This window comes from Staphylococcus sp. HMSC035D11 (assembly GCF_001836075.1).
In the GTDB taxonomy this organism is placed as follows: Bacteria; Bacillota; Bacilli; order Staphylococcales; family Staphylococcaceae; genus Staphylococcus; species Staphylococcus hominis.
The window spans coordinates 101,649-109,979 of the sequence record NZ_KV827261.1; the positions used below are offsets into that span (position 1 = coordinate 101,649).

The 8,331-nt window shown below is 33.9% G+C and carries 6 protein-coding genes; all 6 read left to right on the forward strand.

Going from position 1 to position 8,331, the window contains the following annotated elements:
* A partial coding sequence (locus tag HMPREF2647_RS07555; RefSeq protein ID WP_070859829.1) for a formate/nitrite transporter family protein occupies nt 1–713 on the forward strand: 713 nt, incomplete at its 5' end.
* Between the two features lie 124 nt (nt 714–837).
* A complete protein-coding gene (locus HMPREF2647_RS07560; protein WP_049379318.1) occupies nt 838–1,551 on the forward strand; it encodes a sirohydrochlorin chelatase in 714 nt (237 codons plus the stop codon).
* Between the two features lie 210 nt (nt 1,552–1,761).
* Nucleotides 1,762–4,167 (forward strand): nitrite reductase large subunit NirB, encoded by a 2,406-nt coding sequence (gene nirB, locus HMPREF2647_RS07565; RefSeq protein ID WP_019834824.1) that lies wholly within the window; start codon nt 1,762–1,764, stop codon nt 4,165–4,167.
* Nucleotides 4,168–4,169: 2 nt separating this feature from the next.
* Complete coding sequence (gene nirD, locus HMPREF2647_RS07570; RefSeq protein WP_029376759.1) at nt 4,170–4,484, forward strand: nitrite reductase small subunit NirD; 315 nt, start codon at nt 4,170–4,172, stop codon at nt 4,482–4,484.
* Nucleotides 4,475–5,425: a uroporphyrinogen-III C-methyltransferase gene (cobA, locus tag HMPREF2647_RS07575; RefSeq protein WP_070859831.1), complete on the forward strand. Its 951-nt coding sequence runs from the start codon at nt 4,475–4,477 to the stop codon at nt 5,423–5,425. The genes nirD and cobA overlap by 10 nt, the downstream gene beginning before the upstream one ends.
* 206 nt (nt 5,426–5,631) lie before the next feature.
* On the forward strand, nt 5,632–8,331 hold a 2,700-nt coding region (locus HMPREF2647_RS07580), incomplete at its 3' end, for a nitrate reductase subunit alpha (protein ID WP_070859833.1).

Genomic DNA, 8,331 nt, shown 5'->3' on the forward strand with positions numbered 1-8,331 from the left:
CTGGACGATATTTACTAAAGTCAATGATGTCAGGATTTTTATTAGCTATTGTTACAGTATTTATGTTAGCAATCAAAACACAGTTTGCAGGAACAAATGATGGACTTGTTAATTTATTAGGAGCAATCTCATTTAGTTTAGCTTTAGTTCTTATTGTTCTAACTAATTCAGAATTACTTACTAGTAATTTTATGTATTTAACTGTCGGATGGTACTACAAAGTCATTGCAGTTAAAAAAATGTTATACATATTCTTATTTTGTTTTATTGGAAATATTATAGGTGGGTTTATTTTATTCTTATTAATGAAGGGTACACATGTGATGACACCTGAAATGGTTGCAAGTCTAGGTAAAACAGTACATTTAAAAACGGTAGAATCAACTTGGTTAAATATTCTTATCAAAGGGATATTCTGTAACTTCTTTATTAATATTGGTATTTATGTTTCAATGCTTTTTAAAGAAGGTTTAGCGCGCGCATTTTTCATTGCTGTTGGTGTTATAGTATTTGTATTTATGGGATATGAACACGTTGTATTTAATGCTGGATTATATGCAGGAATGATTTTTTATAATAGTGATGCATTATCATGGATAGATGTGCTAAAAAATATCGTATTTGCTTTTGTAGGTAACTATATTGGTGGAGGTATTTTTGTAGGACTTGTTTATGCCTATTTAAACGGAAAAAGAGACAGTATAAAAGCATAGTAAGACGATCAAAGAGCGGAAATATCGAGAGACATTTTCGCTCTTTTAATCCCCAACATATTGACTTAATATTCAGAAAATCTTATTATTTTAATCAACATTAAAATAATAAGGGGGAAACCATTTGGTTGCGAATATTCTAGTAGCTCATGGCATGAGAAAAGGAGATCAAAATAAAGCACTCGGTGAATTTATAGATAGTTTATTACAAGATGAAACTTACGCTTATGAGCTTGCTTTTATTGAAAGTGAAGAAAAAAGCGTTGAAAATACTATTACTAATTTAATAGAAAAAGGGGAAACGCAATTTAAAGTTGTACCTTTACTTATATTTTCAGCCATGCATTACATTGTAGACATTCCAGAGATGTTAAGAAACATTAAACAAGCACATCCAAATATAATATATGAAATTAGTGCGCCTCTTGGTACGCATCCATATATGGTGGATTTAGTAGAACAACGTATTAATGATGTGGATATGAATAAAGAGTCAGATGTGGCAGTTGTATTGATTGCACATGGTAGCTTTTCTTATACTAAAGCACATGATGAACTAAAAGAATTTAGTACTAAGTTAAAGCAAGACAAACCTATATATTGCCGTACGTTATATGGAGATATTACGTTTAAAAATGATTTAGATCAACTTTCAAGACAATATCGTCATCTTATTGTGGTTCCAATGTTTTTATATGATGGACGTTTAGTTAATAAAGTAAAAGGTCTTATATCAGAGATGGATATTGCTAATGAATTGCACATGACTCCGTCTATTAATTTCGACCCTATTTTAAAATCGATTATTCGAGAGCGATTAAAAGAATTAACAGTATAGTAACTACATACATCTTTCATTATATGAGTGCTAAATCCTCACTTATGTAATGGAAGGTGTTTTTTATTAGGGAAATCCCCGATTTTACATTTAAGTGTGAAAATAATCACAAATTCAAAAGAATATGGTATAAAATAGCCTTGTAAAGAATAGTGAGTGCAAAACTATTTGAATTTAATAATAATTAAATGTAATAAAAGGGGCATTGATATGGCTAAACAAAAACTCGTAATGATTGGTAATGGTATGGCTGGTTTAAGAACAATTGAAGAAATTTTAGAACGTTCAGATTCTCAATTTGACATTACAATTATCGGTAAAGAACCTTATCCTAATTATAATCGAATCATGTTATCCAACATTTTACAAAAGAAAATAACAGTTGAAGAAACGATTATGAATGATTATGACTGGTATAAAGAACATCATATTGAACTAATTGTAGATGATCCAGTTGAAAAAGTAGATAGACAATCCAAAACTGTCACTACATCTAAAGGTATCACTGTAGCTTATGATATCTGTATCTTTGCGACGGGTTCAAAGGCATTTGTTTTACCTATACCTGGATCAGAATTACCAAGTGTCATCGGTTGGCGCACAATTGAAGATACTGAGCGTATGATTGAAATTGCTAAAACAAAACGACGTGCCATTGTTATTGGTGGAGGTCTTCTTGGATTAGAATGTGCAAGAGGATTAATGGATCAAGGTATGGATGTGACAGTTCTTCACTTAGCAGAATGGCTGATGGAAATGCAATTAGACCGTAAAGCTGGAGATATGTTAAAAGCTGATTTAGAACGTCAAGGCATGCATATTGAACTACAAGCAAATTCTAAAGAAATTATAGGAACAGATGATGTAGAAGCTATTAAGCTAGCTGATGGTAGAGTAATAGAAACAGATTTAGTCGTTATGGCTGTTGGTATACGTCCATTTACCGAAGTAGCTCGTGAAGCGGGATTAGAAGTGAATCGAGGTATCGTCGTTAATAATTACTTACAAACATCTGATGAACATATCTATGCCGTGGGTGAATGCGCAGAACACAATGGTAAAGTATATGGTTTAGTTGCACCTCTTTATGAACAAGGTAAAGTGCTTGCTGATTATTTAACAGGTAAAGAGACTGAAGGATATAAAGGATCTACGACATTTACGTCTTTAAAAGTATCAGGTTGTGATTTATATAGTGCAGGACAAATCGTTGAAGATGAAACTGTACACGGTATCGAAATCTTTAACAGTGTAGATAATATTTACAAAAAAGTCTACCTAAGTGATGGTCGAGTGGTAGGTGCCGTTTTATATGGCGATACAGATGATGGTTCAAGATTTTATAATATGATGAAAAAACATGAATCACTAGAGGACTACACACTAGTGTCACTTCTTCATAAAGGCGGAGAAGAAAGTGGAACTTCAATAGCAGATATGCCTGATGATGAAACAATTTGTGGTTGTAATGGTGTAGATAAAGGTACGATTGTCAATGCAATTACAACAAATGGGTTGACTACTGTAGATGAGGTTACAAAAACAACCAAAGCAGGAAATTCTTGTGGTAAATGTAAAGGACAAATTGGAGAAATACTAAAATGTACATTAGGTGATGAATTTGTAGCTGCTAAACCAACGGGTATTTGTGCATGTACTGATTTAACACGTGATGAAATTGTTACCCAAATTAGAGCTAAAGGTTTAAAAACATCAAAAGAAGTTCGTCATGTACTTGATTTTAAAGATAAAAATGGTTGTCCAAAATGTCGCCCAGCTATTAACTACTATCTAAATATGGTATATCCTCATGAACACCAAGATGAAAAAGCATCAAGATTTGCGAACGAACGTTATCATGCAAATATTCAAAATGATGGTACTTTCTCAGTGATTCCACAAATGCGTGGTGGTGTCACAGATGCTGACCAATTAATTCGTTTAGGTGAAGTAGCGAAAAAATATAACGTGCCTCTTGTTAAAGTAACAGGGTCTCAGCGTGTAGGGTTATATGGTCTTAAAAAAGATGAGTTACCAAAAGTTTGGAAAGATTTAGGTATGCGCTCTGCCTCTGCATATGGTAAGAAAACGCGTTCTGTGAAAAGTTGTGTTGGTAAAGAATTCTGTCGATTTGGTACACAATATACTACACGTTTAGGTATTCGATTAGAAAAAACATTTGAATACATAGACACACCTCATAAATTTAAAATGGGTGTTTCTGGTTGTCCAAGAAGCTGTGTAGAATCAGGTGTTAAAGACTTTGGTGTCATTTCAGTAGAAAATGGCTATCAAATTTATATTGGCGGTAACGGTGGTACAGAGGTAACTGTAGGTCAATTACTTACTACTGTTGAAACAGAAGATCAAGTGGTACAACTTTGTGGTGCGCTTATGCAGTATTACAGAGAGACTGGAATATATGCTGAACGAACAGCACCATGGCTTAAACGACTAGGATTTGATCATGTTAAGGAAGTGCTTTTAGATGAACAACGTCAAAAAGAACTTTTTGATAGAATTATGGATGCAAAACAAGCACTTGAAGAAGAACCTTGGGAAGCTATTGTTGAAAATAAAGAAGCACAAAAAATATTTGAAGTCGAGAAAGTGTGAGGATGAGTGTAATGGAAAAAGTTAAAGTAACAACTATGGATGAATTAACACCATTAATTGGTAAAAAGGTTATCGTTAAAGATAAACAAATCGGTATATTTTTAACAGAAAATGGAGAAGTGCATGCTATTAATAATGTGTGTCCACATAAAGAAGGACCGTTATCTGAAGGTACTGTAAGTGGAGAATATGTTTATTGTCCACTCCACGATCAAAAAATTGATTTGAATACGGGTGAAGTGCAAGAACCTGATACAGGTTGTGTTGAAACATATCAAGTTGAAATTCAAGATGGAGACGTATTTATATGTCTCTAGTCACTAAAAGTGAATTTGGAAAAGTATATTTAATTGGAGCTGGTCCTGGCAATCCTAATTTGCTAACTAAACAAGCAGAACGATTAATTCGTCAAGCAGATGTTATTTTATATGATCGTCTTGTCAATCCATTGATATTACAATATGCAAAGCCAACTACTGAAATCATAGATGTTGGAAAAAAACCTTATACTAAACATATTCAACAAGAAGGTATCAATTTAAAAATAGTAGCAGCAGCGAAAAAGTATAAAATTGTTGTACGTTTAAAAGGTGGAGACCCAGCAGTGTTTGGCCGAGTAACTGAAGAAATAGACATTTTAAAAGAACATCAGATTGCTTATGATATTGTACCTGGGGTAACTTCTGCGAGTGCAGCGGTAGCTTCATTAGACTTAGGTTTAACGATGCGCTCAGTAGCACCAAGTGTTACATTTTCCACAGGTCATTTTAAAGATGATATTGATCAAGACATGGATATACGTAATTTAGCTAATGGTGGGACTTTGGCAATTTATATGGGAATTAAACGATTAAATGATATTATTAATCAAATTAGAAGATATACTAAAGAAGATTATGATATTGCTATCATTTTTAATGCTACGTGTTATAACGAAGCCATAGTGGTTGGTAAACTAAGCACTATTGAACATCAATTATCTAAGCTTAATATTAAACATGATCCAGGAATTTGTATATTAGGTCATATCATTAACTATATGGATGACGAAAAGATTATACACTCAAAACAAACAATAGATGAAACATTGTACGTTATTAAAGGGAATAAAGACTTAGCCCTTTCAAAAGCAGAAGACTTATCTCAACAGTATTTAAAATGCTTAATTCAATATGATGAAACTTATCATTCTTCACAAAAGTATTTATATGAATCGATCATAACGCAGCACCAAAATATTAAATATATTGAAGTGTAGTTCTTTACGCTTCGAATGTCATAAGTGAGATAACACGATATTTAAAACGTGTGTTATCTCACTTTTTTTAGGGATTCTTTTATATGAAATAGGTAATTCCCTAATATAAAAACCATGTGAAAAAATGTACAATTTAAATGAAATTTCTTTAAATAACATTGGACATAAGTAACGTATTACCTTTGCAGGTAGGAGGATTTATATAAATGGGAAAATTCGGATTAAACTTTTTCAAACCAACTGAAACGTTTAATGGAAATTGGTCAGTTTTAGAAAGTAAAAGTAGAGAATGGGAAAAAATGTATCGTGAAAGATGGAGTCACGATAAAGTAGTAAGAACCACACATGGCGTAAACTGTACAGGATCATGTTCGTGGAAAGTTTTCGTTAAAAATGGTGTGATTACGTGGGAGAATCAACAAATTGACTATCCAAGTTGTGGTCCAGATATGCCTGAATTTGAACCTCGTGGATGTCCACGTGGCGCGTCATTTTCATGGTATGAATACAGCCCACTTCGTGTAAAATACCCTTACATTAGAGGTAAACTATTAGATCTATGGACAGAAGCACTTGAAGACAATAATGGAAATCGTATCGCCGCATGGGCATCTATCGTTGAAGATGAAAAGAAAGCTAAATTATATAAAGAAGCACGTGGTAAAGGTGGACATGTACGTGCAAGTTGGAAAGATGTAACAGATATTATCGCAGCACAAATTCTTTATACCATTAAAAAAGATGGTCCGGATAGAATCGCTGGTTTTACACCTATTCCAGCAATGTCGATGATTAGTTATGCATCTGGTGCGCGTTTTATTAATTTATTAGGCGGGGAAATGTTAAGTTTTTATGATTGGTATGCTGATTTACCACCTGCATCTCCTCAAATTTGGGGTGAACAAACTGATGTACCTGAATCAAGTGATTGGTACAATGCCTCTTACATCATTATGTGGGGATCTAACGTTCCACTTACTCGTACGCCTGATGCCCATTTTATGACTGAAGTACGTTATAAAGGTGCAAAAGTGGTGTCTGTAGCACCAGATTATGCAGAAAATGTTAAATTTGCTGATAATTGGTTAGCACCTCATCCAGGAACAGATGCCGCAGTTGCTCAAGCTATGACGCATGTCATCTTACAAGAATTTTATGAAGATAAACCAAGTGATATGTTTGTTAATTATGCAAAGCAATATACAGATATGCCATTTGTATTGATGCTGGATGAAGATGAGAATGGTTATAAGGCAGGACGATTTTTACGTGCAAGCGATTTAGGTATAAAAAGTGAAAATGGTGAGTGGAAACCAGTTATTCACGATGCGATTAGCCATCGACTTGTGGTTCCAAACGGTACAATGGGTCAACGTTGGGAAGAAGGCAAACAATGGAATTTAAAACTTGAAACAGAAGATGGAAGTAAAATTGATCCAGCTTTATCTGTTGCAGAAGAAGAATATGAGTTACAAACCATTCAATTCCCTTACTTTGATAGTCAAGGAGACGGTATTTTCGAACGACCTATCCCAACTAAAAAAGTTAAATTAGCAGATGGTAAAGAAGTACGTATTGCTACAGTATATGATTTAATGGCTAGTCAATATGGTATTAAACGATTTGGTCATGAGTTAGAAGCTAAATCTTATGAAGATAGTGAATCTAAATATACACCTGCATGGCAAGAAAACGTTACAGGTATTAAACAAGAATTAGTGACACAAGTCGCAAGAGAATTTGCACAAAATGCTATTGATACTAAAGGACGTTCGATGATTATTATGGGTGCTGGGATTAACCACTGGTTTAACTCTGACACCATTTACCGTGCTGTATTGAATTTAGTTCTATTATGTGGATGCCAAGGTGTTAATGGTGGAGGTTGGGCTCACTATGTTGGGCAAGAAAAATGTCGTCCAATTGAAGGATGGAATACTGTAGCTTTCGCTAAAGATTGGCAAGGTCCACCACGTTTACAAAATGGTACAAGTTGGTTCTATTTTGCAACTGATCAATGGAAATATGAAGAATCTAATGTAGATAAATTGAAATCACCACTTGCTAACAACATTAAACATCAGCATCCAGCAGATTATAATGTGACAGCAGCACGTTTAGGTTGGTTACCTTCATATCCACAATTTAATAAAAACAGTTTGTTATTTGGTGAAGAAGCAAAAGATGCGGGCGATGATTCAAATGAAGCTATTTTAAAACGTGCGATTGAATCAGTGAAAAATAAAGAAACAGAATTTGCTATTGAAGACCCAGATTTAAGAAAAAATCATCCTAAAACATTATTTGTTTGGAGATCTAACTTAATTTCAAGTTCAGCTAAAGGTCAAGAGTACTTTATGAAACATTTACTTGGTACACGTTCAGGATTAATGGCTGAACCGAATGAAGATGATAAACCAGAGGAAATTAAATGGAGAGAAGATACAGTAGGTAAATTAGATTTACTTGTATCATTAGATTTTAGAATGACTGCAACGCCTTTATATTCTGATATTGTGCTGCCAGCAGCAACTTGGTATGAAAAACATGACTTATCTTCAACCGACATGCATCCATTTATTCATCCATTTAATCCAGCAATTGATCCATTATGGGAGTCACGTTCTGACTGGGACATTTACAAAACATTGAGTAAAGCAATTTCAGAAATGGCTAAAGATTATTTACCAGGTACATTTAAAGATGTGGTAACTACACCACTTGCACATGACTCTAAACAAGAACTAGGTTCTGAATACGGTATCGTTAAAGATTGGTCTAAAGGTGAAGTAGAAGGTATTCCAGGTAAAACTATGCCTAACTTCTCTATTGTAGAACGTGACTATACTAAAATTTATGATAAATACGTTACATTAGGACCTTTACTTGAGAAAGGTAAAGTAGGG

Coding starts and splice junctions, on each gene's coding strand:
- nirB (WP_019834824.1), top strand. CDS start 1,762: ATGGCTAAACAAAAACTCGTAATGATTGGTAATGGTATGGCTGGTTTA.
- nirD (WP_029376759.1), top strand. CDS start 4,170: ATGAGTGTAATGGAAAAAGTTAAAGTAACAACTATGGATGAATTAACA.
- cobA (WP_070859831.1), top strand. CDS start 4,475: ATGTCTCTAGTCACTAAAAGTGAATTTGGAAAAGTATATTTAATTGGA.